The organism is Comamonas sp. GB3 AK4-5, assembly GCF_041320665.1.
GTDB lineage: Bacteria > Pseudomonadota > Gammaproteobacteria > Burkholderiales > Burkholderiaceae_C > Comamonas.
In genome coordinates this window covers 1656995-1679586 of record NZ_CP166730.1, presented here as the reverse complement: position 1 = coordinate 1679586, position 22592 = coordinate 1656995, and the positions used below count along the sequence as shown (strand labels likewise).

Here is a 22592-nt window from a genome sequence, read left to right as displayed (position 1 = left end):
CACTGGCATGGACGTACGGCAGAAAGCGCTCCAAACCCTTGAAGGATACGCTGTAGATGCTCCCTTTTTTGAAAATACCCACGGAGCATGCTGCAGCCAGCCCTGCTGATTCCACTTCTCGCACCGAGAGCGTGTTGACGACCTCTACGCCTGCTGCACGGCGGCACGCTGCACAATGCGCTGCGCCGCCGGCTGGCTGCCGGCGTTCTGCCAGGTGCCGTAATGCACGCCCCAGCCTTGGCCGGCCACGCCGCTGCGTGTGACCAGAAAGGCATCGCTGACCTCCTCCGGGCTGTACCGCAGCAATTCCGCCGCCTGCAGCACGCGGGCCACGGACTCGGTCATAGGGCGGGCCAGGTATTCGTCCTGCAACGCGCCCTGCACCAGTTGCTGCGTCTGGCGCACCAGCGCATCAAAACGCGAGTCCTGCCCCGCCAGGGGGGCCAGCTCGGCAAACAAGGCTTCGACGCAGCGGCCATCACGCTGCATGGCGCGGCGCACGTCCATGCACATCATATTGGCCGTGCCTTCCCACACGCTGTTCAGCGGTGCCTCGCGGTACAGACGTGCCATGGGGTTTTCTTCGATAAAGCCGTTGCCGCCATGGCATTGCAAGGCCTCGTAGGCAATCGAGGGCGCGCGCGAGCAGTTGAAGTACTTGGCCGCCGGCGTGGCGACACGGGCCAGCAGGCGCTCCTGCTCGTTGTCCTGCATGCCATCGGTGGCGCGGGCCACGCGCAGCGCCATCAGCGTGGCGGCTTCCACTTCCACGGCCATATCGGCCAGCACCTGCACCATCATGGGCCGCTCGGCAATGCGGCTACCGAAGGCATTGCGTGTCTGGGTATGGCGCAGGGCCAGCGTCAGGCTCTGGCGCATCAACCCGGCCGAGCCCACGGCAAAGTCCAGCCGCGTCAGATGGGCATGCGAGAGGATTTCGCGGATACCGCGCCCCTCCTCTCCCACGCGGATGGCCAGCGTGCCGTTGTATTCGACCTCGCTGGAAGCATTCGAGCGATTGCCCGCCTTGTCCTTGAGGCGCTGCACCCAGAAGTGGTTGCGGCTGCCATCCGGCAGGGTGCGCGGCAGGAAAAAGCAGGTGACGCCGCCCTCCACCTTGGCCAGGGTGAAAAAACCATCGGACTGCGGCACGGAGCAAAACCATTTATGGCCCGTCAGCGCATACCAGTGGGCGGTGGCACCGTGGTAGTCGGCCGACTGCACAAAGCAGGCGGTGGTCTGGGTTTCGCGCAGGTCCGAGCCGCCCTGTTTTTCCGTCATGGCGTAGCCAATAACTACGCTGGGCTTGTCCGCCACCTCGCGGCGGCTGAATTCATAGGCCGTGCCACGCGCCTTCTCGGCCCAGATGGCCAGCGCCGGTTCCGCCTCAAAGCCCGGCAGGCTGGCATAGGCCATACCCGTGGGGCAGGCCGTTCCCTGCTCCACCTGGTTCCACAGATAAGACAGCACGGCGCGCGCCAGATGACCATTGCGCTCGGTGGTGCGCCAGCTGAGGTTGGGCACCTCATGCTGCCAGGCCAGCGCCATCAGTTGGTGCCAGGCAGGGTGGAATTCCACCCAATCCACCCGGTTGCCAAAGCGGTCATGGGACTGAAGTTCGGGCGTATGGCGGTTGGCCAGGCGGGCCAGCTCCTGCACGGCCTCATCACCGGCCAGCGCTCCCAGCGCCGCGCAGCGCTGGGCAGCCCAAGGCGCATCGCGGGCGATGGCTGCGGTTAGCACCGCGTCGCCGGTGAAGGCGTTGAAGCCGCTGGCGGGCAATGCCTGGTTGCGCACCTCATGTGTCGGCGCAAAAACGCTGGAAGAAATGGCGGCGGTACGGGTCAGCATGGGCACTCCTTTGGAAGGTGGAAGGGGGAGAGAAATCGATGCTGTGGTCCGCGCTAGGCCGTGCCAGACGGACGGCGCCGTGCGGCACGCACTGGCGTTGCAGGTACAGCGCTGACCTCGGGCACGGTGGCTGCAGCCAGGCCGTGCGGGTCAGCCACGCTGGCGCAGGCCAGATGGGCCATTTGCTCGGCCAATGCCTCTGCATCGCGCTGGCAGGCCTGGGGATCGGGGTGGTTGTGCAACGGCTGGTTCAGCGGAGACAGCGGGCCGATCAGCCCTTCCATAAAACCGCCAACGATGAAGGAGGCCGCTGTATCGGCCAGCATGTCGGCGCGCATCTGCCCGCTGGCCTGGCCCTGGGCAATCAAGCGGCTGATAACGGCGCTGATGGCCGCGCGGTACTGCAGCCGCACCTCGTCGATGGCCTTGTCGCAGGGCTCGGCAATCAGCGCATAGGCCAGGCGCGGATTGCGCATGGCACGGCGCACAAACACCGCCACGGCGGCATGCAGCCGGGCATGGGCGTCGTCGCTGGTGGCTGCAATGCCGTCCAGCACATCCACCTCGCGCTGCGAGACGGCGGACAGCACCTCGGCAAACAGTTCGGCCTTGGAGGCGAAATAGCGGTAGACCGTGCCCGTGGCCATGCCGGCGCTGGCGGCCACGCTAGCCACCTGGGCTTCGGCCCAGCCGCCCTCACTGACCAGGGCGCGAGCGGCGGCCAGGATCCGGCTGCGGTTGTCTTGCAAGCGGGCTTCGACGGCGGGGGTTTGGCGATAGACCATCAAAAAATGGATGCTGATTCAGGGATGAAGTGAATCTATGTTCATTCATTGCCAACATTGCCTGTGGTTTACCCGCAGCGGGTGTGCCATGCCGCATGGCTGCAATGTCCAGCATGGGACAGATTTTTTCAAAAGGAGAGCATTCGCGGCGCTTGACGCCTTGGCTTCAAAAGCTTTCCTCCTGATTAGCTACATGCCTCAGATGAAGAGTCACGACGAATTGTGCTGCTGTTCGCACATGACATTCCGAGGCCGGGTCTCGCCCCGGCGGGCGACTTCATTTTCTTGAACGCTCAAGAAAACGGAAGCAAAAGAAACCGCCCCTGCTGCCCATGTCCCTGCGCTTCGCTTCGGGCAAGCTCAGTGCTCGATCCCAGAGCGGTGCCGCAGAACTCGCGGCGCGGCTATGCCGCTCTGCTCAAACATGTTGCGGCAAGCTTGACTACGAAGCAGCTGTGTCCTGCGGCACAGCTGCCCGCCCCGTGCTCTGCGCGCCGAGCCATGGGCAAAAGGGGAAGGCGGGAACCGAATACCGGCCCTGCGTGGGCTGCGCCGTTGGTGAACCTTATCTCTGAACCCTCACCCTCAATGTCTGTCGCTTCGTCACACTGCTGGCGCTGCGGTTGTTCCCCTTCTATACACGCCTGCGGCGCACAGCACACAGGGCCGCATGGCTGCCGAAGGACAGCCATGCTTCGTAGACTGACTTGCCGCGGCTGTTCGAGCGGAGCGCTGTAAGCGCGCAGAGAGTTCTGCGGCAGGCCCTGTGTGCTGGGTGACGCAGGTTGCCCCGGCGCGACAGCGCTGGGGACGGGGATAGCAGGGGCGCATTCTTCGCCTACCTTCTTGTGCGAGCAAGAAGGTAGGTCGCTCGCCGGGGCGAACTCCCGGCTTCGGAACATCACTTCACAGCAGTGCCTGAGATAAGTACCTAATCAGGGCTTTCCTACCGCCAATGCTCTGCACGAAAGCACCGAAAGCTCCGCTTTGCATAGCAATCGCTCCGGGCATAAAAAAACGCCGCAGTGCGGCGTTGGGGAAAGTCGTAGACTTAGTCCGCCTTGGGCGGGCGTATCCACTTGCCCGCCTCATCAAACTCCATCAGCGGGGCTTTGACAAAAGCGTAATCGGCCTCGGCATCGGACTTGAAGCTGCCAGTCAGCAGCTCCACCAGGCGCTCGTTGCCCATCTTGAAACCGCAGGCCTGGGCATGGCCGCCACCGCCCATGGCTTCGGCCAGGGGAATGCAGTTGAATTCCGAGCGCGAGCGCAGGCCCACCTTCACGCCCTTGGTGCTGGCATGCCACATCAGGGCAAAGCTGCCGCTTTGGCGCGAGAGGATATCGCCCACCTGGCTGTGGAACATGCCATTGCAGTTGACCATCAGGCCTTGCTGGCCGTTGAAGACCAGGGGCTGGGCACCGTCCGCAATGTCGGCGCAGAGCTTTTGGTATTTCTCGTCCATGGCACCGCCACGGGCCATGAACTCGGCCTCCTGCTCGGGCGTGAAAGCGGCGATCTCGGCCCAGCGCGCAATGGTGCGGGGCTCCATCTCCAGCGCGGCCAGAAAGGCCGGGCTTTCGGCGAACTCCCACTTCCAGATGTCGCGGTCTTCGATGTAGCGGATCAGGCCGGGCACGGGCTTGTCGGGGTGGAAGAACTCCCAGGCCAGGCGCGCGCCGGACTTGTTCATATCGAAGTGCACCACACCGCAGCGGCACTGGTAGCCGGTGAGTTTTTCGGCAGCGCTCTTGTGGTGGTCCAGCACCACCAGCTTGGACACGCGCGCCTCGATGGCGGCCATCAGCTCGGGCTCGAAGGCAAAGTCCAGCACATAGACGGCGCGGCCATCCAGCTCGCCCAGGTCGTCGTCGGTCTGGATTTCGCCATGGTCCAGGCCCCGGTACTCGGCCGCATCTCCGTAATACAGCCAGGCAGCCAGCGAGGCGCCAAAGCCGTCCGGGCAGCGGCGGCCGTGATAGAGGATGAGGGGGCGCGGGTCGTCGTGCGAGGGGCCCACCAGCAGTTGCAGGGGAAGAATGGATCGAATCATTGCCGCCGATTGTCGCCGCTTCTGTTGCGCATGCGCGCTGCGCCGTTGTGTACCCGCAGCAGGCGCAGGCAGCGCTAGGCATGCCCAACCCGGAATGGCGGCCCTGCCCAGGCCCCAAAACATTCCAAAAAGGAATTTCAAAAAACCGGCAAACACAGCGTAGCAGCGCCTGACGCCCTATGCCAATTGCGACTTAACTTAGTCGACCCTCCGCCAAAACACTATCGAATATATAGCTACAAATGATTTACTCATATACACAAAACTCATATTTCACTCAAAAATCAGCACCCACGCACCCAGCCATCGAAATACGGCTTCTCCCTATGAGCGGATATTCCTTTTGACGATAATGTGAAGCTACTTTCCGACCCCGTGCCAGGCGCATCGTGTGCCGGCACCGATTCACGATGACTACCGCATCCGATATCACCCCTTATCTGGGCCAATTGGTCAGCTTTCGGCGCGACTTGCACGCCAACCCCGAGCTGAAGTACGAAGAACACCGCACGGCCGGCAAGGTCTCGGCCTATCTGACGGCCCTGGGCCTGCCCGTGCACCGGGGCCTGGGCGGCACCGGCCTGGTGGCCAGCGTCTACGGCAAGGGCCGCAGCAAAGAAAACCCCGGCCGCCAAATTGGCATACGCGCCGACATGGACGCCCTGCCCGTGGCCGAAACCACAGGCGCTGCCTACGCCAGCTGCGTGCCCGGCAAGATGCACGCCTGCGGTCATGACGGCCACACCACCATGCTGCTGGGCGCGGCCACGCTGATGGCGCAAAACCCCGACTTTGATGGCACGGTGCACCTGATCTTCCAGCCGGCCGAAGAAGGCGGCGCCGGCGCCAAGGCCATGATGGACGACGGCCTGTTCACCCTCTTCCCCTGCGATGCGGTGTTTGCCCTGCACAACTGGCCCTCGCTACCCCAGGGCCAGATGGCCGTGCGCGTAGGCCCCATCATGGCCTCCACCATGCGCTTCGAGATCCGCGTGCGCGGCAAGGGCGGCCACGCTGCCATGCCGCACAAGACGCTGGACCCCATCCCCGTGGCCTGCGCCATCGTCAGCCAGCTGCAGACCTTGGTCTCGCGCGGCGTGGACCCCATAGACAGCGCGGTGCTCACCGTGGGTAAAATTGAAGGCGGCACGGTGGAGAACATCATCCCCGACGAATGCGCCATCTACGGCACGGTGCGCGCACTCAGCAAGTCGACCCAGGACTATATGGTCGCCGGCCTGCAGCGCATTGCCAGCCATGTGGCCCAGGCCCATCTGTGCGAGGCTGTTTACATCCACAAGCCCGGCTACCCCAACACCACCAACACCGAGCGCGAGGCCCGCTTCATGGGCGAGGTGATGCAGGAAATGGTGGGCCAGGGCAATGCCTTCCCCGACATAGACCCCGCCATGACGGCCGAAGACTTTGGCTTCATGCTGGAAGAAGTGCCCGGCGCCTACGGCTGGATTGGCAACGGCCAGGGCGGCCAGCCCGGCGTGGGCCTGCACAACCCCGGCTACGACTTCAACGACGACAACATCGAACTCGGCTCGAAATTCTGGGACCGCCTGGCACGTCGCTGGTTTGCCCAGCCTCAGGGCTAAAACCCGCCCTCTCCCGCAAGCGGGCGAGGGAGTCAAACACTCAGCGCCGTTTTTTCCGGCGCTTTTTTTCTTCCTGCAAGGCCTGGCGCTTGACTTCGGCCTCCTGGCCCACGGCCAGCCATTGCGCAAACTCGGCCGGCGTTTCCAGCGTGATGCGGCCCAGCACATGGGTGCGGAATTCGGTGATCACCAGCTCCGCCGCTTTTTGTGTGTTCACCCGCCCGCCGCTCATGACAGCGCCGCGCTTGCGGCCTATGGCTTCCAGCAGCTCATCGTCGTGGGCGGCAGCAATTTTCTCCGCGCCCCAACCCAGCTTGTAGCGGTCTTCCAGCAGCTGGGCATAGTGTTTTTGCAGATACAGCAGCAGCTCCAGCGCCACCAGCTCTTCGTCGTAGGCATTGCGCCCCACAGAGCCGGCCGCTGCCAGGTTGAAGCCGCTTTGCTCCACGATGATGCGCGGCCACAGCATGCCGGGTGTGTCCCACAAATAAAAATCATCGTCCAGCACGATGCGCTGCTCGTCCTTGGTCACGCCGGCTTCGTCGGCGGCCTTGGCCTGGCGCTTGTTGCTCATGGTGTTGATCAAGGTGGACTTGCCCACATTGGGCACGCCGCAAATCAGCACCCGCAGCGGCTTGGCCATGCCACCCCGGTTGGGCGCCAGCGCACGGCAGGCCTGCACCAGGCGGCGCGCCGGCGCGGCCTCTTCGGCATCCATGGGCAGGGCGTGGGTGTCGGGCTGGGCGTTGTACCAGTCCAGCCAGGCCTGGGTCTGCACCGGGTCGGCCACATCCTGCTTGTTGAGCAGCTTCAGGCGCGGCTTGTGCCCTGTCAGCTCCTGCAGCAGCGGATTGAAGCTGGAGCCGGGAATGCGGGCGTCCAGCACCTCGATCACCACATCGATGTCCTTGATGCGCTCGGCAATCAGCTTGCGCGTGAGGTTCATGTGACCGGGGAACCACTGGATGGCCATAACTTTTGTCTTTCTGCGGGGATATCAGGGGAGCAGAACGGCCCAGAGTCTCTGCGCGACGCGCCTGCGTAGAAACCGTAAACCTGTTCTCAAGGGGCGCAAGGATAATCGCAAGCTTCTTCTACCGTCGTCTACTGTGCCATGGCCTCCTCTTCCTTTCGCAAACCCTCTGCCAACGACACCTTGGTGCGCGGCGTCATCCTGGCGCTGATCGGCCTGGTGCTGCTCGTTGCGCCGCAATTCATGTCCGACACTCCCTTGCGCAGCCTGTTTGTGCAAGCCAGCGTGGTGGCCTGGTTTGCACTGGCACTGGGCCTGGCCTTTGTCGCCAAGGACGGACTGCGCCGGCTGCGCCAGCGCGATGGGCAATAAACGCTACGCGGCTACGCCTTCAGCTCGGCGTCCAGCCAGCCGCGCAGGCTGTTGATGAAGGCCCAGGCCTGCACGCGCGGCAGGTCTTGCAGGCACACGACCTGCTCCACGATGCGGCCTTGCGCCAAAGCCAGAGCCCGCCCCACACCGGGCAGCAGGCCGCAGGCCAGCGGCGGCGTGACCCAGCGGCCATCCAGGCGCATGGCCAGATTGCCGCGCGTGCCCTCGGTGATCTGGCCGTCTTCGTTGTAGAGCACGCTGTCAAAAACACCGGCCTGCACGGGCGCAAACGCCTCGTAATGCGCGCGCTGCGAAGTCTTGAACGCCACCCAGGGCCCCATCGCCACCGCATTGGCGATAGGGCTGGCGGCCAGCTGCAGGCGCACCGGCGTGGGTGTGGGCTGCAGCACCACGGCCTGGGTGTGGACCGCACCCGCAGCATCCAGTGCCAGGCGCACACGCCAATCGCCTGTGCCATGGGCCTGGCGCAGTTGCTCCAGTGCCTGATGCAACCCCGCTTCGGAGCAGGGCCGCGCAAAGTGCAGGGCCGCAGATTGCATGCGCGCCAGGTGGCGATCCAGGTTGTGGAAAACGCCGCCCCGCAAGGCCAGGGTTTCAAGAATGTCAAAGTCCATATGGGTCATCCATGGTGCTATGTACAAAAACGGCGCAACCCAGACCAGGGATGCCGCGCAAGGGCCGCCCCGCCGCGCTGGCATCGTCCCCCTGCCCGCGAGCGCAGCGAGCGAAGAGCGGGGGGAAGGCGCCAAAGGCGACTCAGGGGGTGTCTCACACTTGGTTCAAAAAGGCACGCTTGTTGGCCCACTCCTGCCACTCCGCATCGGCCTGAGCCCCCGAGGTAATGCCGCTGCCTATGCCGCAGCGCACGCTGTCGCCCTCGACCTGGGCCGTGCGTATGGGCACGTTGAAAGTGGCATGTATGCGGCCGGACTCGCTGCCCGGACGCACCAGGCCCACGGCGCCGCAGTACACATCGCGCGGACCGGGCTCGAGTTCGCGGATCAGCTGCATGGCCTGGCGCTTGGGGGCGCCAGTGATGGAGCCGCAGGGAAACAAGGCCTGGAACACATGGTCCAAGCCCACATCGGCGCGGGTGATGGCCTCCACATCCGAGGTCATCTGCCACACCGTGGGCAAGGCCTCGGCATGGAAAAGCCTAGGCACTTTCACGCTGTGGGGGCGGGCAATGCGCGAGACATCGTTGCGCAGCAAATCGACAATCATCACGTTCTCGGCCCGCTCCTTGGGCGATGCCAACATGGCTTGCAGCAGGGCTTGATCCTGTGCGGGCGTGGCGCCGCGTGCGGCCGTGCCCTTCATGGGCCGGGTCAGAATGCGCTCGCCATCCCAATCAAAAAACAGCTCCGGCGAGACCGAAAGCACCTGCTCCTCGCCGCTGTCCACATAGGCCAGATAACCCGAGGGCTGGGCCTGGCACATGGCGGCGAACAAGGCTTGCGCTTGCGCCGGCGAGGCATTGCGCAGCCGGCCCATGAACTGGGCCGTGTAATTGATCTGGTAGCAGTCCCCCGCCGCAATCGCCGCATGGATGCGTGCCAGCGCGGCATCAAAGGCCTGGCGCTCCAAGCCAGGCTGCCATTGCACCAGGGGCTGGCCTGACATGGCTGGCAACGCGGGCCAGGCCTGCGGGGCATCGAACACCGCAAACCAGGCCAGGGGCTTGCCCGGCGTGGGCGCGTGCACTGCCTGGGCATAGGCCGCATCGAATGCCGGTGCGGCCTCGTAGCGCAGCCAGCCCAGGCACCACAGGCCGGACTCGGTCGCCTGCTGCACGGCCCGCAGCACAGGCATCACCTGGTCATGCGCATGGGCCGCCAACACGCGCAGCGGCTGGCCAAAAGCATGGCGCTGCCGGGGTGCCGCGGCATTGCGTGGGTTGGGAAAATCAACAAGAAAATTCACAAAAAACAGCTCACAACGCCTAGCGAATATGCGTAGCAAGCTATTTTATCGAGAGCAAATACTCACCCAAGACAATGCCCGCCAGGGCGGGCATGTTTCTCGTCCACCATGGGAGTTTGGGATTTCAGCCCGGCATGGAAGCCGGTCGCTGGTGAAACAGCGCCGGAGGTTGAGCCTGCTGCGAAGCAGAAGCCGAAGGCGCAGACAGGGCCACACGTGACTGCAGGCGAAACACACCCACCCCTTGTGCCAGCTGCTGCAGCTGCTGCTGCATATCGTCCGTGGCCTGGGTACAGGACTCGACCATGCCCGCGTTCTGGCGCGTCATGCCATCGAGCTCCAGCACGGCGCTGTGAATCTGGGAGATGCCGGTGCGCTGTGCCGTGGAGGCCTGGGCCATCTGCTCGATCAGCTGGCCCACCTGGGCCACGTCACCCACAATGCCCTGCATGCGCCCTCCGGCCTGGCGGGCCAGCACCACACCGCTGTCCACCTGGCGCAGCGAATCACTGATCAAGCCCTTGATCTGCTTGGCCGCTTCGGCACTGCGCTGGGCCAGGGCCCGCACCTCGGCCGCCACCACGGCAAAGCCGCGTCCCTGCGGGCCGGCGCGCGCGGCTTCGACCGCAGCATTCAGCGCCAGGATATTGGTCTGGAAGGCAATGCCGTCGATGACGCCGGTGATGGAGGCAATCTCGCGGCTGCGCGCCGCAATGCCTTGCATGCTGTCCACCACATCGCCCACGGCATCGCCACCGGCGCGCGCGGCACTGGCGGCGGCCCTTGCCAGTTGGTCGGCCTGCTGGGCGGTCTCTGCCGTCTGCATCAGGGTCTGCGTGACCTGTTCTATGCGTTCCACGCTGTCACGCAGATGGTCGGAAGTCTGGTGGGTACGTTCGGCCAAGGCGCCGTTGCCGGCCGCAATCAGGTCCGAGGCCTGGGTCACCGCATCCACCCCGTCATGCACCTGGCCCACCAGGGTCTGCAACTGACCGGCCATGCGCCCCAGATCGTGCAGCAGCACACCCATTTCATCGGTGCGCGCGCTGTCGACCTGCACGCGCAAATCCCCCTGGGCAATGGTGCGCGCCACCACCACGGCCTGCTGCAGCGGGCGGGTCAGCGAGCGCACCATGGCCCCGGCCAGCAGCATGCCCAGCGCCAGCAGGCCGCAGTAAATGCCCAAGGCCCACCACAGCGCACGGCCGCGCTCGGCGGCGCCGGCCTCCATCACATCGGCGCGCAAGGTCTCCTGTCTGTCCATCAGCCGCTGCACCAGCTCCACCTGGGCATTGGCCGCGGGCAGCAAGGCCTGGTCCACCAGTTTTTGCACCTCCCAGGCCTGGCCCAGATCACGGGCGCGAAAAGCCGCCTCATAGTGCTTCAGCAGCTGGGCCTGGCCGGATTCGGCCTGCGCCATCAGCGCACGGTCTTCATCGCTGTCGATATGCGCGAGCAGCGACTGGCGCGCCTGCTCGGCCTGGGCCCACAGCTTGCGGGCCTTGTCGTTGGCGCTGGCAATCAAGGTTTCTTCGGAAGACTGCACACCGGCCAAGGCCACTTCCAGCGCCTGGTTGGACAGGGCCTGCCAACGCACGGACCACAGCATGCGCTGCTCGCTCACCTCTGCAGTCTGTGCCACGTCCTGGTTGACGCGCTGCAGCTGCCACAGCAAGGCCACGGCCACCAGCGCACCCGACAGCAGCAAGCCGAAAAAGACCAGTCCGATCTTGCGCGCCAGCGAGAGATTGTGAATACGCGCCCACCAAGCGGCGCGGGGCTGGGAAATACGCGTTGCAACGGAATTCATAGCAGGCGGTGTCCACCCTCTGCCGCCCACCAGGGCGGCTTATGGCCTGCAATGTAGCGATCGCGCGTTACAAATTCATGTCAGGACACAAGCTGTGACAGAACAGCTACCCCTTGCTTTAGCTGCGCGCACCGGGATTTCTGTACTCCATCAAAGACCTGTTTGTGCCAAGGCCGCATAAAACCGGCGCGCCCCAGACCAGAGACACCGCGCAAGGGCCGCCCCGCCGCGCTGGTGTCGTCCCCCTCCCTCGCGTAGCGAGAGAGAGGGGGAAGGCGCGCAGCGCCTCAGGGGGTGTCACCCCAGCTGTTGCGCCGCCATGTAATGCTGGCGCCAATCCTCAAAGCTGCCCACGGTGGCCACCTCGATGGCGCGCTGTGCCTGCAGCGACTCGGCCGCCCAGGCCCGGAACTGCGCCTCGTCACCCTCGGCCCATGGGCGGGCCAGCAACTGGTCGCGCACCCACTGCGAACGTGCCAGGCCAAAGGCATTGAACTGGTTGCCGAAGTCGTGCTCCATGTCGTGCAACACCCGTGCCGACGGGGTTTGCTGGCTGTCCTGCACACGGGTCAGGGCCAGCTGCAGCGCCGCGCTGTAGTCCTGGGTTCCATGCACCTGGTCCAGAGCCTCGGCAATCGGGCGACAGGCCTGCAGCACTTCATCGGCCCAGGCAGCCAGCTCTACCTCTCGGCCACCACGCAGCAGGCGCAGCCCAGGCTCGCGCCCCCGCTCGGCTGCCAGATGCTGGTTGTGCTTGATGTCGGCGATTTCCTGGGGCGAGTCCGGCGGGCTGTCGCTGAGCAGGCAGTGCAGCAGGAACACGTCCAGCATGCGCATGGTGCTGCCGTGGATGCCCACATCCTCATAAGGATCAATGTCCATCAAACGCACTTCGACATATTCCACGCCGCGCTCGCGCAGCGCATGCAGCGGGCGCTCGCCGCTTTTCACCATGCGCTTGGGGCGGATGGTGCCGTAAAACTCGTTTTCGATCTGCAGCAGGCTGGTGCCCAGTTGGTTGTAGTCACCGCCGGGGTTGCGCACGCCCACCAACTGGTAGGCAGGATAGGGGCGCGTCAGCGCGTCATATAGGGAGTTGGCATAGCCTTCCAGCCCGTTGTAGCTGACGTTGATGGAGGCCTGGGCATCGCTTTGGTAGCCCAGACGCCCCATGCGCAGCGAGGTGGCATGGGGCAGGTAAAAGGCCTTTCCCTCATGGCCCATGGGCTGCAGCTGGTGCTGACGCCCCTCGACAAAACAGGGCGACAGCGCCGGCGATGCACCATAGAGATAGAGCAACACAAAGGCGTGGCGACGGAAATTACGGATCAGCGAGAAATATTCCTCGCTGCGGATGCCGGGCATGGACCAGTTGTAGTGAATGCCCGAGATGGTCTGCATGCGACGGCCGTAGCGATGGCCCAGGCCCATGCGGTAGACGCTTTTGGAGCGGCCCACATGCGAGCTGCCGTAGCGGCCCAACGGAATGGTTTCGTCCGTGGGCAGGCCGCAAGGCATGCTGGAGGCCCACATCAGCTCGGGCTCGCACTGGGCCGTCAGCGTGCGCAGCACAAACTGGTGGGTGCGGCGCAGCTCTTCCAGGCAGTCCTCCACCCCCAGGTGGGCGCCGGTGATCAGCTCCAGCTGCGATTCGCTGAAGTCGGTGGTGATGTGCGGATGGGTCAGCGCCGCCCCCAGGGCGGTGGGGTGCGGGGTCAGGGCCAGTGCACCATTGACCAATGCACGCAACCCTTCCTTTTCAATGCCGCGGCGAATGCCGGCCAGGCGCTGGGTGTCGGGAAGGGTAAGAGCGGCGTTGTAATTCATTCTGTCTCTGGTGGTTGGCCGTGTGACGGTGCCCGAACTTAGCATGCGGGCCACGGGTCGCCGATGATAGAGAAATGCTAGCAACGCCGCCTTGACCCAGCCCTTAACCATGCCCTGACTGGGTCAGTCGGGCACTGGCACGTCAGCGTTGGCCGACCTGGTTTAGGGCCTTGCCCACTTCCAGCTGGGTCTGGGCCTGGCCGCTTTGCGGCACCTGCTGCTGCGCCGGATCCAGCACCTGGGGCAAGGCAGCCGCCAATTGCGCGGGCACCGTCTCACCCGTTCCCAGGAACACGCCCTGGGTCAGCGTGATGTGCGCGGCCTCAAAAGCCCCGGCGCCTGCACACAAGATGGTGCGCGTGGGCGCACTGTCATGGGCCAGCACCAGCATGGCGGGCACCACGGCCTCGGGTTGCAGTGCAGCCAGCACTTCCGCGCTCATCAGTCCCTCGGTCATGCGGGTCGCGGCGGTGGGGGCCAGGGCATTCACCCGGATGTCATGTTTGGCGCCCTCTATGGCCAGGGTCTGCATCAACCCCACCTGGGCCAGCTTGGCCGCGCCATAGTTGCTCTGGCCAAAGTTGCCATACAGACCCGAGGAAGAAGTCGTCATCACGATGCGACCGTAGTTCTGGGCCTGCATCTGTGGCCAGACCGCCTTGCAGCAATGCGCAGCCCCCATCAGATGCACCTCCACCACCAGGCGAAAGTCGTCCATGTCCATCTTGGCAAAGCTTTTGTCGCGCAGGATGCCGGCGTTGTTGACCAGGATGTCCACTCGGCCCCAGGCATCGACCGCCTGCTGCACCATGGCTTGCACGGCGGCGAAATCGGTCACCGAGGCAGCATTGGCCAGGGCCTCGCCACCGGCGGCGCGGATTTCATCCACCACGGCCTGTGCGGCGCTGACCGAGCCACCGCTGCCATCCAGCGTGCCGCCCAGATCATTCACCAAAACCTTGGCGCCCCGACGCGCCAGTGCCAGCGCATGCTGGCGCCCCAGCCCGCCACCTGCGCCGGTGACAATGGCCACGCGGCCGTGAAATTCCAGTTCCTGCGCCTGGGTTTGCATGCTGAAGTCTCCTCACTGGGTCATTGGAATAAAAGCCGGGCCGGCAAGCCACAAACACCGTCGCCAGCCCCGCTGTTGGCCTGCGACTCTACGCGCCCTGCCCCACGCCTGCAGTTGCCCAGGCGACTGCCGGGCGCTTGCTGCAGCGCACCAGCACCACACGAAACCACCGCTTGCGGTGCGGGCCCGGCCCATGCCGGCAGCAAGGCGCTCGCACACAGGACTTATCCCCATCCGCTGCGCAAAGCCCTGTGGATAAGCCATGCACAGTTTTGAAATTAGTCTTCAAGTCATTGTTTTGTAATTGCTTTTTCTTTTTGCATATTTTTTAAGCACGTCATCACACTGACAAAGTTGTCACCAATCTCGTTGGAAAAGTTTGTGGACAACTCCGTAAGCGCCCAAATCCAGGCTGCTAAGTCATTGATTTCACATGCCCTCGCTTGCCATGCCTGTTTTTTAGGCAGATCACCCCACCCCAGGTCGCGCTGCTTTGCCCGGCCTCCCGGCAATGACCGCTGGGCCACAATGCGCGTTGGGGCCCGCCGGGCCCAGCATGCTTGAAGTCTTATGAGTTCCGAATTCGCCCCCCCGTTTTTTACTGCCACCCTCTCACCCAGCGGCCAGCAATGCGATGCCTGGGCCGACCAGTCGCTGCTGGACTCCATGGAACAAGGCGGCCTGGACTGGCCCAGCTCCTGCCGCAACGGCACCTGCCGCACCTGCCTGGGACAGTTGGTGTCCGGTAGCGTGCACTACGCCGTGGAGTGGCCTGGCCTCAGCCCCGAGGAAAAAGAACAAGGCTGTGTGCTGCCCTGCGTGGCCATTCCCAACGGCGACGTGGTGCTGCAAGACCCCCAAAACTGAGACCTCCGCCGCATGGATGCTGCCGCTGGACTAAAATGCCCAGCTTCGGAGTCAGGCACCATCCGGCGCCCGCTCCCATGCGGCAGAGAATGCATAAAAGCGCCCGCATCGCGTTCTTTGGGGGGTGTCCTGCAACCAGCCCCTACGCAGGACGCTGCGGGCACATTGCCGCCGCATGCACAGGACCCCAAGGAAACCGCTCCCATGAACTCTCCCCTGAACCCCGTGCCGATTTCGCCCGTGGAAGACATCGTGGCCGAAATGCGCGCCGGCCGCATGGTCATTCTGGTCGATGAGGAAGACCGTGAGAACGAGGGCGACCTCGTCCTGGCTTCCGACCATGTCACGCCCGAAGCCATCAACTTCATGGCCAAGTTCGGCCGTGGCCTGATCTGCCTGACGCTCACCCGTGAGCGCTGCGAATTCCTCAAGCTGCCCCCCATGGCGGCACGCAACGGCACCGTCTACAGCACGGCCTTCACCGTCTCCATCGAGGCTGCCGAAGGCGTGACCACCGGCATCTCCGCTGCCGACCGCGCCCGCACCGTGCAAGCCGCCGTGGCCAAGCATGCCCAGCCCTCCGATCTGGTGCAGCCCGGCCATATCTTCCCGCTGCAAGCCGTCGATGGCGGCGTGCTGATCCGCGCCGGCCACACCGAAGCCGGCTGCGATCTGGCCGGCATGGCCGGCTGCAGCCCCTCGGCCGTGATCTGCGAGATCATGAAGGACGACGGCACCATGGCCCGCCTGCCCGATCTGCAGCTGTTTGCCGCCGAGCATGGCCTGAAGATCGGCACCATTGCCGACCTGATCCAGTACCGCAGCCGCACCGAATCGCTGCTGGAGCAGGTGGGCAGCCGCCCCATGCAAACGCCTTACGGCGAATTCATCTGCCACGCCTTCCGCGACAAGCCCAGCAACGCCGTGCACCTGGCCCTGGTCAAAGGCAGCTGGAGCGAAACCGACGAAGTGCCGGTGCGCGTGCACGAGCCCCTGTCCGTGCTGGACATGCTGGAAGTCAACCGCTCCATGCATTCCTGGGGCCTGGACACCAGCTTGCAATACCTGAACCAACAAGGCCAGGGCGTGGCCGTGCTGCTGAACTGCGACGAAAGCGCCTCCCAGCTGCTGGAGCAGTTCGAGGGCAAGGCCCGCGCAGCCCAGGCGCCCGAGCGCGGCCGCATGGACCTGCGCACCTATGGCGTGGGCGCCCAAATCCTGCGCGAAGTGGGTGTGCACAAAATGAAGCTGCTGGGCCAGCCCCGCCGCATGCCCAGCATGGCCGGATACGGCCTGGAAATCACCGGATACATCACCAAGGAATAAAGCCCCATGCTGCACGCTGAAAAAGGCCATGCCACCGAACTGAACGGCCAGGGACTGCGCATTGGCATCGTCCAGGCACGCTGGAACGAAAGCATCACCAACGCCCTGAACCAGGCCTGCACCCAGACCCTGCTGGAGCTGGGCGTGGCGACCGAGTCCATAGACCATGTGCTGGTGCCCGGCGCCCTGGAAGTGCCCGTGGCCCTGCAGGCCCTGGCCCGCAGCGGCCGCTACGACGCCCTGGTGGCACTGGGCTGCATCATCCGCGGCGAAACCTACCACTTCGAGCTGGTGGCCAATGAATCGGGGGCCGGCGTGACCCGCCTGAGCCTGGACCACCAACTGCCGATTGCCAACGCAATCATCACCACCGAGAACCTGGAGCAGGCGATTGCCCGCCAGACCGAAAAAGGCGCCGACGCTGCCCGCGTAGCCGTCGAAATGGCCTGCCTGCTCCGCACCTTGAAATAAGCCATGAGCGACGACAACCAATCCACCCCGACCCCAGGCCGCCCCCGTCAGAACCGCAAAGGCCTGACCAGCACCGGCGTGCGCAAGGCCTCTTCCAAGTCCACCCGCAGCCGCTCGCGTGAATTCGCGCTGCAGGCGCTCTACCAGCATCTGGTGGGCGGCAACGACGCCACGGCCATCGATATGTTCACGCGCGATCTGGCCGGCTTTCACAAATGCGACGCGGCCCATTACGACGCGCTGCTGCATGGCTGCATCGACACGGCCGAAGACCTGAACGCCTTGATCGCCCCCCAGCTGGACCGCCGCCTGGAAGAGCTCTCGCCCATCGAGCACGCCTGCATGTGGATTGGCGTCTACGAGTTCCTGCATTGCCCCGATGTGCCCTGGCGCGTGGTGCTCAACGAGAGCATCGAGCTGACCAAGGAATTCGGCGGCACCGACGGCCACAAATATGTCAACGGTGTGCTCCACGCCCTGGCTCCCACCTTGCGCCCGCAGGAAGTGGCCGCCGACAAGGCCGGCAAGCCTGCACAGGACTGAGCCCCGCCTCCCAGGCAGCCTTCCCCGGAACGCTGCCTTTTTTCTTGTTCTCCTGCGGCCCCGCCGCTCTTTGAAGAGCCCATGCAGTTTTCCACGCGCGCGCAACGCATCGAACCGTTTTACGTGATGGAGGTGGCCAAGGCCGCCCAGGCCATGGCCCGCGAAGTGGCCCACACCGACCGGCCCGTCATCTTTCTGAACATTGGCGAGCCCGATTTCACCGCGCCGCCGCTGGTGCAAGAAGCCGCCGCCCGCGCCATCGCCAGCGGGGCCACGCAATACACCAATGCCCTGGGCCTGGAGCCGCTGCGCGAAGCCATCAGTGGCTGGTATGCCAGCCGCTTTGGCGTGGCGGTGCCGGCCCGCCGCATCGTGGTCACGGCCGGTGCCAGCGCCGCGCTGCAGCTGGCCTGCCTGGCCCTGATCGAGGCCGGCGATGAAATCCTGATGCCCGACCCCAGCTACCCCTGCAACCGCCACTTTGTCAGTGCGGCCGAGGGCGTGGCCAAGCTGATTCCGTCCGGCGCTGCCGATCGCTTTCAGCTCAGCGCGGACCAGGTACAAGCCCATTGGGGCGACAAGACCCGTGGCGTGCTGCTGGCATCGCCCTCCAATCCCACGGGCACCTCGATTGACCCGGCCGAGCTGCGCCGCATCCACGAGGTGGTCAAGGCCAGGAACGGCATCACCATCGTCGATGAAATCTACCTGGGCCTGTCCTATGACGACGCCTTCGGCCAGACCGCGCTGGCGATGGATGACAGCATCATCAGCATCAACAGCTTCAGCAAATACTTCAATATGACAGGCTGGCGCCTGGGCTGGATGGTGGTGCCCGATGCCATGGTGCCCGTGGTGGAGCGTCTGGCGCAAAACCTGTTCATCTGCGCCTCCACCATCTCCCAGCATGCGGCCCTGGCCTGTTTTGCCCCCGAGAGCATTGCCGAGTTCGAACGCCGCCGCGCCGAATTCAAGGCCAGGCGCGACTACTTTCTGCCCGAGCTCAATCGCCTGGGTCTGTCCGTGCCCGTCATGCCCGACGGCGCTTTCTACGCCTGGGCCGACTGCGCCCCCGTGGCCCACAAGCTGGGCGTGGCGGCGGGCAGCAACTGCAGCTGGGACTTTGCCCACGCGCTCTTGCAGCAAGCCCATATCGCGGCCACACCCGGCCGTGACTTTGGTACGGCAGACACCGCACGCCACATCCGCTTTTCCACCGCCAACTCCATGGCCCAGCTGCAAGAAGCCGTGGCCCGCATGGAAAAGCTGCTGGGCTGATGCAGGCAATGCAATCTCCCGTCTTTCGCTTCCCCCTGCGCATCTACTGGGAGGACACCGACGGCCGCGGCCTGGTCCACCCCAGCAAGATGCTGCATTTTTATGAGCGTGCGCGCACCGAATGGCTGCGCGCCCTGGGCATTGAGCAGCAAAAACTGCGGGAACAAACCGGCGGCATCTTTGTCGTAACCCATGCCTCGGTGCACTATGCTGCCCCGGCACGGCTGGACGACCAGCTCTGGGTCACGGCCCAGCTGGAGTCGGCCGGCCGCGCCTCCATCACTCTGAGCCAACAAGCTTTGTTACAACACGCGGTGTCATCCGATGACCAGCCCCAACTGTTAAGTGAAGGCCGCATCCGCATTGGCTGGGTCGATGCCACCAGCATGCGCCCCGCCCGCATCCCCGCCAGCATCCTGGAACAACTTTCATGAACAACCAAGACATGTCCATCCTCCACCTGGTGCTGCAAGCCAGCTGGGTGGTCCAACTCGTCATGCTGATCCTGGTGGCGGCCTCCGTGGCCAGCTGGGCCATGATCTTTCGCAAGATGCAGACGCTCAACAAGGTGCGCGCGCAGAACGAGGGCTTCGAGCAAGACTTTTGGTCCGGCACCAGCCTCAACGACCTGTACATCAGCGCCACACGCAACGCCAAGACCGGCGGCCCCATGGAGCGCGTTTTTGCCAGCGGCATGCGCGAATACCAAAAGCTGCGTGAGCGCCGCATCACCAATGCCGACACCTTGATGGACGGCACACGCCGCGCCATGCGCGCCAGCTTCCAGCGCGAGATGGATGAGATCGAATCCGGCCTGCCCTTTCTGGGCACCGTGGCCTCGGTCTCGCCCTATGTGGGTCTGTTCGGCACCGTGTGGGGTGTGATGCACGCCTTCACCGGCTTTGCCAATATGGAGCAGATCACCCTGGCCACCGTGGCCCCCGGCATTGCCGAAGCCCTGGTGGCCACGGCCATGGGCCTGTTCGCCGCCATTCCCGCCGTGACGGCCTACAACCGCTACGCCCACAAGATCGACCGCATCGCCAGCCAGCAGGAAACCTTCATCGAAGAGTTCTCCAACATCCTGCAGCGCAATGTGAGCGGCGTGGGCAGCAGCACCGCGTCCGGCCATTGAGCAGGAGCGCCACCCCATGTCCGCAATGCGCTCCCGCGGCAAAGGCCGCCGCACCGTCAACGAAATCAATATGGTGCCCTTCATCGACGTGATGCTGGTGCTGCTGATCATCTTCATGGTCACGGCCCCCATGCTCACGCCGGGCTCCATCAACGTGCCCAGCGCCGGCAAGTCCAGCAAGCCCGCGGTGCAACATGTGGCCCATGTGCTGATCGACAAGGACGGCACGGTGCGCCTGAAAACGCCCAACGGCGAGCAGAGCCTGAGCCTGCCCGAGCTGGGCGCCGCCGCCGCCAGCTGGCAGGCCGACCAGCCCGAAGACAGCGCCGTCATGATCCAGGCCGACAAGACCCTGACCTATGAAACCGTGGTCAACGCCATGGGCGAACTCCAGAAAGCCGGCGTCAAGCGCGTGGCCCTGGGCGTGAAGTCCGCCGCCGGCAAGTGACCCTCGGGCCCACACCGCCTAGCCCCATGGCCCGCAACCTTTAGCACCGCACCCCGATTCCATGTCCTCCCGCCACGACCACGACCTGTTTGCCCCGCCTCCCCGCTCCAAGTACCTGCGTGCCTGGCTGATGGCGCTGGCGGCGCATATTCTGCTGCTCGTGGCGCTGCTGTGGACGGTGCACCCGCCCAAGGCCGTGGACGAGGCCGCCGTGGAGGCCGAGCTGTGGTCCGAAATGCCCACCCAGGCGGCCCCGCAGGCACCCACGCCCCCTCCCCAGCCCGAACCCGAACCGGAGCCCATCAAGCCCCCGCCAGAACCCGAGCCCGTGGTGACACCACCCCAGCCCACGCCCCAGCAGCTGCAAGCCGCCCAACAAGCCCATGAGGCCGAGCTGGCGCTGGAGAAAAAGCGCCAGCAGGACCTGAAGGCCAAGCACGAGCTGGAAGAACGCCTGGCCAAGGAAAAGGCCGAGAAGGCGGAACAGGCCAAGCAGCAAAAGGAAAAAGAGAAAAAAGAAAAGCTGGAGCAGGAGCGCAAGGACCGCCTGGAAAAAGAAAAAGCCGAGAAAGCGGAGAAGGCCGAAAAAGAAAAGCTCCTGAAGGACAAGGAGAAAAAGGAAAAGGCCGAGCAAGAGCGCAAGGAACGCCTGGAAAAGGAAAAAGCCGACAAGGCCGAACAGGCCAAACAGGACAAGGCCGACGCCCAGAAAAAAGCCGCAGACGAGAAGAAGAAAAAAGAGCAAGCCGCCAAGGACGCCGCCGCTGCGGAAAAAATGCGCCAGGACAATCTGCGCCGCATGGCCGGTCTTGCCGGTTCCGGCGGCAATGGCTCGGCCGAGCGCAGCAGCGGCCCCAATGCCGGCAAGGGCGGGGGCAGTGGCGCAGGGGCTGGCACGGGTGCCGGCGGCGGCAGCGGCCCCTCGGCCGGCTACGGTGCCAAGGTGGCGGCCAAGGTCAAGCCCAACATCGTCTACCCCGACGCCATCAGCGGCAACCCACGCGCCGAGGTGGAAGTGCGCACCGCCCCCGGCGGCGACATCACCAGCGTGCGCCTGACCAAGTCCAGCGGCAACAAGGCCTGGGACGACGCCGTGGTGCGCGCCCTGCACAAGACCGAAAACCTGCCCAAGGATGTGGATGGCCGCGTACCCTCCACTCTGGTGATTGGGTTCCGGCCGCAGGATTGACGCGGCTATAGAAAGCCATAGCGAAGTGATGTTCCGAGGCCAGGAATTCGCCCCAGCCTCGGAATCGACCTTCTGCGTTGCAGCTTCATTCGAGCGTGAAAATCAGCTGTCAGGGCATCAACATATAAGCCCCCAGCCCCAACAAGCTCAGCATCAGCACCCGCTTGAACATGGCTGCAGACAGGCTGCTGCGCAGCCGCTCTCCCCAGCGCATGCCCAGCAGCACCGGCGGCAGCATGGCGGCAGAGGCCCACAGCGCCGTGGCATCCAGCTGCGCACTGCCACCGGCCAGCCCGCTCAACCCCAGGCCCAGCGCCAAGGTGGAGACCGTGAAGTTCAGGCCCATGGCCTGCATCAGCGCAGCGCGCGGCAGCTGCAAGGCCTGCAGATAGGGCACGCCCGGCATCACAAACACCCCGGTCAAGGCGGTGATGGCTCCCGTCACCAAGCCCACCACGCCCCCCAGCCAGCGCTGGTGGCGGGCCGCGATGGTGATGCTGCGGCCCCATAAGCCCCACAAGGCATAGACCAGCAACGCTGCCCCCAGCAGTTGGCGGGCAGCGGCCATCTCACCCAGTGGCCCCCAATACCAAACCCCACCCAAGGTGCCGGCCACCACGCCCAGCTGCATGGGCCACAGCAGGCGCCACACCGGCCCCAGCTGCCCCATGGGCCGCATCTGCAGCAGATTCGTCACCAAAGAGGGCAGCAACAACCAGGCCGCAGCCTGGCCCGTGGACATGAACAGCGCCAGCAGCGCCATGGACACCGTGGGCAGGCCCAGACCGACCACGCCCTTGACCACGCCGGCCAGGGCAAACACCGCGGCCGCCGCCAGCAGCGGCCACGCCAGCGCGGGGAAATCGGCGCTCATGCCTGCGCTCCACATGCTGGCGGCCATCGCCGAACAGCATCACTGTAAGCCTTCGTTTCAAACTGAACCTTTCCCATCTGCAGCACTCCTAAATTCAATCACGCAATGCCTTATTCTTCTGTGTATGGCCATAGATGCACAATGTGGAATTGCTGCAGCCAGACTCAGGC

The 22592-nt window shown here is 64.7% G+C and carries 21 protein-coding genes; 11 read left to right on the top strand and 10 right to left on the bottom strand.

Features of this window, described 5'->3' with window-relative positions:
• Window positions 1-144: 144 nt before the first annotated feature.
• The 3 genes from ACA027_RS07425 to ACA027_RS07415 form a co-directional block, all read right to left on the bottom strand.
• Window positions 145-1851 (bottom strand): acyl-CoA dehydrogenase family protein, encoded by a 1707-nt coding sequence (locus tag ACA027_RS07425; protein ID WP_370681764.1) that lies wholly within the window; start codon window positions 1849-1851, stop codon window positions 145-147.
• Window positions 1852-1904: 53 nt separating this feature from the next.
• Window positions 1905-2636 (bottom strand): TetR/AcrR family transcriptional regulator, encoded by a 732-nt coding sequence (locus ACA027_RS07420; RefSeq protein ID WP_370681763.1) that lies wholly within the window; start codon window positions 2634-2636, stop codon window positions 1905-1907.
• 1051 nt (window positions 2637-3687) lie between these two features.
• Window positions 3688-4689, bottom strand: coding sequence for a DHH family phosphoesterase (locus ACA027_RS07415; RefSeq protein ID WP_370681762.1), 1002 nt, complete (start codon window positions 4687-4689; stop codon window positions 3688-3690).
• A gap of 410 nt (window positions 4690-5099) precedes the next feature.
• Here ACA027_RS07415 and ACA027_RS07410 point away from each other — a divergent pair, with 410 nt between their 5' ends.
• On the top strand, window positions 5100-6293 hold the full coding sequence (locus tag ACA027_RS07410) for a M20 aminoacylase family protein (RefSeq protein WP_370681761.1): 1194 nt from the start codon (window positions 5100-5102) through the stop codon (window positions 6291-6293).
• Window positions 6294-6333: 40 nt separating this feature from the next.
• Here the strand turns inward: ACA027_RS07410 and ylqF are convergent, their stop codons facing one another.
• Window positions 6334-7266 carry a ribosome biogenesis GTPase YlqF gene (ylqF, locus tag ACA027_RS07405; protein ID WP_370681760.1) on the bottom strand — a complete coding sequence of 311 codons (933 nt, stop codon included), beginning with the start codon at window positions 7264-7266 and terminating at the stop codon, window positions 6334-6336.
• Between the two features lie 141 nt (window positions 7267-7407).
• On the opposite strand from ylqF, the gene ACA027_RS07400 reads away from it, so the two are divergent.
• Window positions 7408-7638, top strand: a complete 231-nt coding sequence (locus ACA027_RS07400) for a hypothetical protein (RefSeq protein WP_370681759.1) — start codon at window positions 7408-7410, stop codon at window positions 7636-7638.
• Window positions 7639-7649: 11 nt separating this feature from the next.
• Here the strand turns inward: ACA027_RS07400 and ACA027_RS07395 are convergent, their stop codons facing one another.
• The 5 genes from ACA027_RS07395 to ACA027_RS07375 form a co-directional block, all read right to left on the bottom strand.
• On the bottom strand, window positions 7650-8273 hold the full coding sequence (locus ACA027_RS07395; protein ID WP_370681758.1) for an aminotransferase class IV: 624 nt from the start codon (window positions 8271-8273) through the stop codon (window positions 7650-7652).
• A gap of 154 nt (window positions 8274-8427) precedes the next feature.
• Complete coding sequence (pabB, locus tag ACA027_RS07390; protein ID WP_370681757.1) at window positions 8428-9582, bottom strand: aminodeoxychorismate synthase component I; 1155 nt, start codon at window positions 9580-9582, stop codon at window positions 8428-8430.
• A 124-nt stretch (window positions 9583-9706) separates the two neighbouring features.
• Window positions 9707-11392, bottom strand: a complete 1686-nt coding sequence (locus ACA027_RS07385) for a methyl-accepting chemotaxis protein (RefSeq protein WP_370681756.1) — start codon at window positions 11390-11392, stop codon at window positions 9707-9709.
• A gap of 297 nt (window positions 11393-11689) precedes the next feature.
• A complete protein-coding gene (gene gshA, locus ACA027_RS07380) occupies window positions 11690-13219 on the bottom strand; it encodes a glutamate--cysteine ligase (protein ID WP_370681755.1) in 1530 nt (509 codons plus the stop codon).
• Window positions 13220-13361: 142 nt separating this feature from the next.
• Entirely contained in the window at window positions 13362-14291 is a 930-nt protein-coding gene (locus tag ACA027_RS07375; RefSeq protein ID WP_370681754.1) for an SDR family NAD(P)-dependent oxidoreductase, read from the bottom strand.
• Between the two features lie 570 nt (window positions 14292-14861).
• On the opposite strand from ACA027_RS07375, the gene ACA027_RS07370 reads away from it, so the two are divergent.
• The 9 genes from ACA027_RS07370 (at window position 14862) to tolA (ending at window position 21548) form a co-directional block, all read left to right on the top strand.
• Entirely contained in the window at window positions 14862-15158 is a 297-nt protein-coding gene (locus ACA027_RS07370; RefSeq protein WP_370681753.1) for a 2Fe-2S iron-sulfur cluster-binding protein, read from the top strand.
• A gap of 204 nt (window positions 15159-15362) precedes the next feature.
• Window positions 15363-16484, top strand: coding sequence for a bifunctional 3,4-dihydroxy-2-butanone-4-phosphate synthase/GTP cyclohydrolase II (ribBA, locus tag ACA027_RS07365; RefSeq protein WP_370681752.1), 1122 nt, complete (start codon window positions 15363-15365; stop codon window positions 16482-16484).
• 6 nt (window positions 16485-16490) lie between these two features.
• Window positions 16491-16955 (top strand): 6,7-dimethyl-8-ribityllumazine synthase, encoded by a 465-nt coding sequence (gene ribH / locus ACA027_RS07360; RefSeq protein WP_370681751.1) that lies wholly within the window; start codon window positions 16491-16493, stop codon window positions 16953-16955.
• Between the two features lie 3 nt (window positions 16956-16958).
• Entirely contained in the window at window positions 16959-17498 is a 540-nt protein-coding gene (gene nusB, locus ACA027_RS07355) for a transcription antitermination factor NusB (protein WP_370681750.1), read from the top strand.
• Between the two features lie 81 nt (window positions 17499-17579).
• Complete coding sequence (locus tag ACA027_RS07350) at window positions 17580-18776, top strand: pyridoxal phosphate-dependent aminotransferase (protein ID WP_370681749.1); 1197 nt, start codon at window positions 17580-17582, stop codon at window positions 18774-18776.
• Between the two features lie 8 nt (window positions 18777-18784).
• A complete protein-coding gene (locus ACA027_RS07345) occupies window positions 18785-19210 on the top strand; it encodes a YbgC/FadM family acyl-CoA thioesterase (RefSeq protein ID WP_370681747.1) in 426 nt (141 codons plus the stop codon).
• A complete protein-coding gene (gene tolQ, locus ACA027_RS07340) occupies window positions 19207-19911 on the top strand; it encodes a protein TolQ (RefSeq protein ID WP_370681746.1) in 705 nt (234 codons plus the stop codon). The genes ACA027_RS07345 and tolQ overlap by 4 nt, the downstream gene beginning before the upstream one ends.
• A 16-nt stretch (window positions 19912-19927) precedes the next feature.
• The gene (locus ACA027_RS07335) at window positions 19928-20359 is read left to right on the top strand and encodes an ExbD/TolR family protein (RefSeq protein ID WP_370681745.1); all 432 of its coding nucleotides are present in this window, start codon (window positions 19928-19930) and stop codon (window positions 20357-20359) included.
• Window positions 20360-20420: 61 nt separating this feature from the next.
• Window positions 20421-21548: a cell envelope integrity protein TolA gene (tolA, locus tag ACA027_RS07330; protein WP_370681744.1), complete on the top strand. Its 1128-nt coding sequence runs from the start codon at window positions 20421-20423 to the stop codon at window positions 21546-21548.
• Window positions 21549-21657: 109 nt separating this feature from the next.
• Here the strand turns inward: tolA and ACA027_RS07325 are convergent, their stop codons facing one another.
• Window positions 21658-22422: a sulfite exporter TauE/SafE family protein gene (locus ACA027_RS07325; RefSeq protein WP_370681743.1), complete on the bottom strand. Its 765-nt coding sequence runs from the start codon at window positions 22420-22422 to the stop codon at window positions 21658-21660.
• Window positions 22423-22592 lie beyond the last annotated feature (170 nt).

Coding starts and splice junctions, on each gene's coding strand:
- ACA027_RS07425 (WP_370681764.1), bottom strand. CDS start 1,851: ATGCTGACCCGTACCGCCGCCATTTCTTCCAGCGTTTTTGCGCCGACA.
- ACA027_RS07420 (WP_370681763.1), bottom strand. CDS start 2,636: ATGGTCTATCGCCAAACCCCCGCCGTCGAAGCCCGCTTGCAAGACAAC.
- ACA027_RS07415 (WP_370681762.1), bottom strand. CDS start 4,689: ATGATTCGATCCATTCTTCCCCTGCAACTGCTGGTGGGCCCCTCGCAC.
- ACA027_RS07410 (WP_370681761.1), top strand. CDS start 5,100: ATGACTACCGCATCCGATATCACCCCTTATCTGGGCCAATTGGTCAGC.
- ylqF (WP_370681760.1), bottom strand. CDS start 7,266: ATGGCCATCCAGTGGTTCCCCGGTCACATGAACCTCACGCGCAAGCTG.
- ACA027_RS07400 (WP_370681759.1), top strand. CDS start 7,408: ATGGCCTCCTCTTCCTTTCGCAAACCCTCTGCCAACGACACCTTGGTG.
- ACA027_RS07395 (WP_370681758.1), bottom strand. CDS start 8,273: ATGGACTTTGACATTCTTGAAACCCTGGCCTTGCGGGGCGGCGTTTTC.
- ACA027_RS07385 (WP_370681756.1), bottom strand. CDS start 11,392: ATGAATTCCGTTGCAACGCGTATTTCCCAGCCCCGCGCCGCTTGGTGG.
- gshA (WP_370681755.1), bottom strand. CDS start 13,219: ATGAATTACAACGCCGCTCTTACCCTTCCCGACACCCAGCGCCTGGCC.
- ACA027_RS07375 (WP_370681754.1), bottom strand. CDS start 14,291: ATGCAAACCCAGGCGCAGGAACTGGAATTTCACGGCCGCGTGGCCATT.
- ACA027_RS07370 (WP_370681753.1), top strand. CDS start 14,862: ATGAGTTCCGAATTCGCCCCCCCGTTTTTTACTGCCACCCTCTCACCC.
- ribBA (WP_370681752.1), top strand. CDS start 15,363: ATGAACTCTCCCCTGAACCCCGTGCCGATTTCGCCCGTGGAAGACATC.
- ribH (WP_370681751.1), top strand. CDS start 16,491: ATGCTGCACGCTGAAAAAGGCCATGCCACCGAACTGAACGGCCAGGGA.
- nusB (WP_370681750.1), top strand. CDS start 16,959: ATGAGCGACGACAACCAATCCACCCCGACCCCAGGCCGCCCCCGTCAG.
- ACA027_RS07350 (WP_370681749.1), top strand. CDS start 17,580: ATGCAGTTTTCCACGCGCGCGCAACGCATCGAACCGTTTTACGTGATG.
- ACA027_RS07345 (WP_370681747.1), top strand. CDS start 18,785: ATGCAATCTCCCGTCTTTCGCTTCCCCCTGCGCATCTACTGGGAGGAC.
- tolQ (WP_370681746.1), top strand. CDS start 19,207: ATGAACAACCAAGACATGTCCATCCTCCACCTGGTGCTGCAAGCCAGC.
- ACA027_RS07335 (WP_370681745.1), top strand. CDS start 19,928: ATGTCCGCAATGCGCTCCCGCGGCAAAGGCCGCCGCACCGTCAACGAA.
- tolA (WP_370681744.1), top strand. CDS start 20,421: ATGTCCTCCCGCCACGACCACGACCTGTTTGCCCCGCCTCCCCGCTCC.
- ACA027_RS07325 (WP_370681743.1), bottom strand. CDS start 22,422: ATGAGCGCCGATTTCCCCGCGCTGGCGTGGCCGCTGCTGGCGGCGGCC.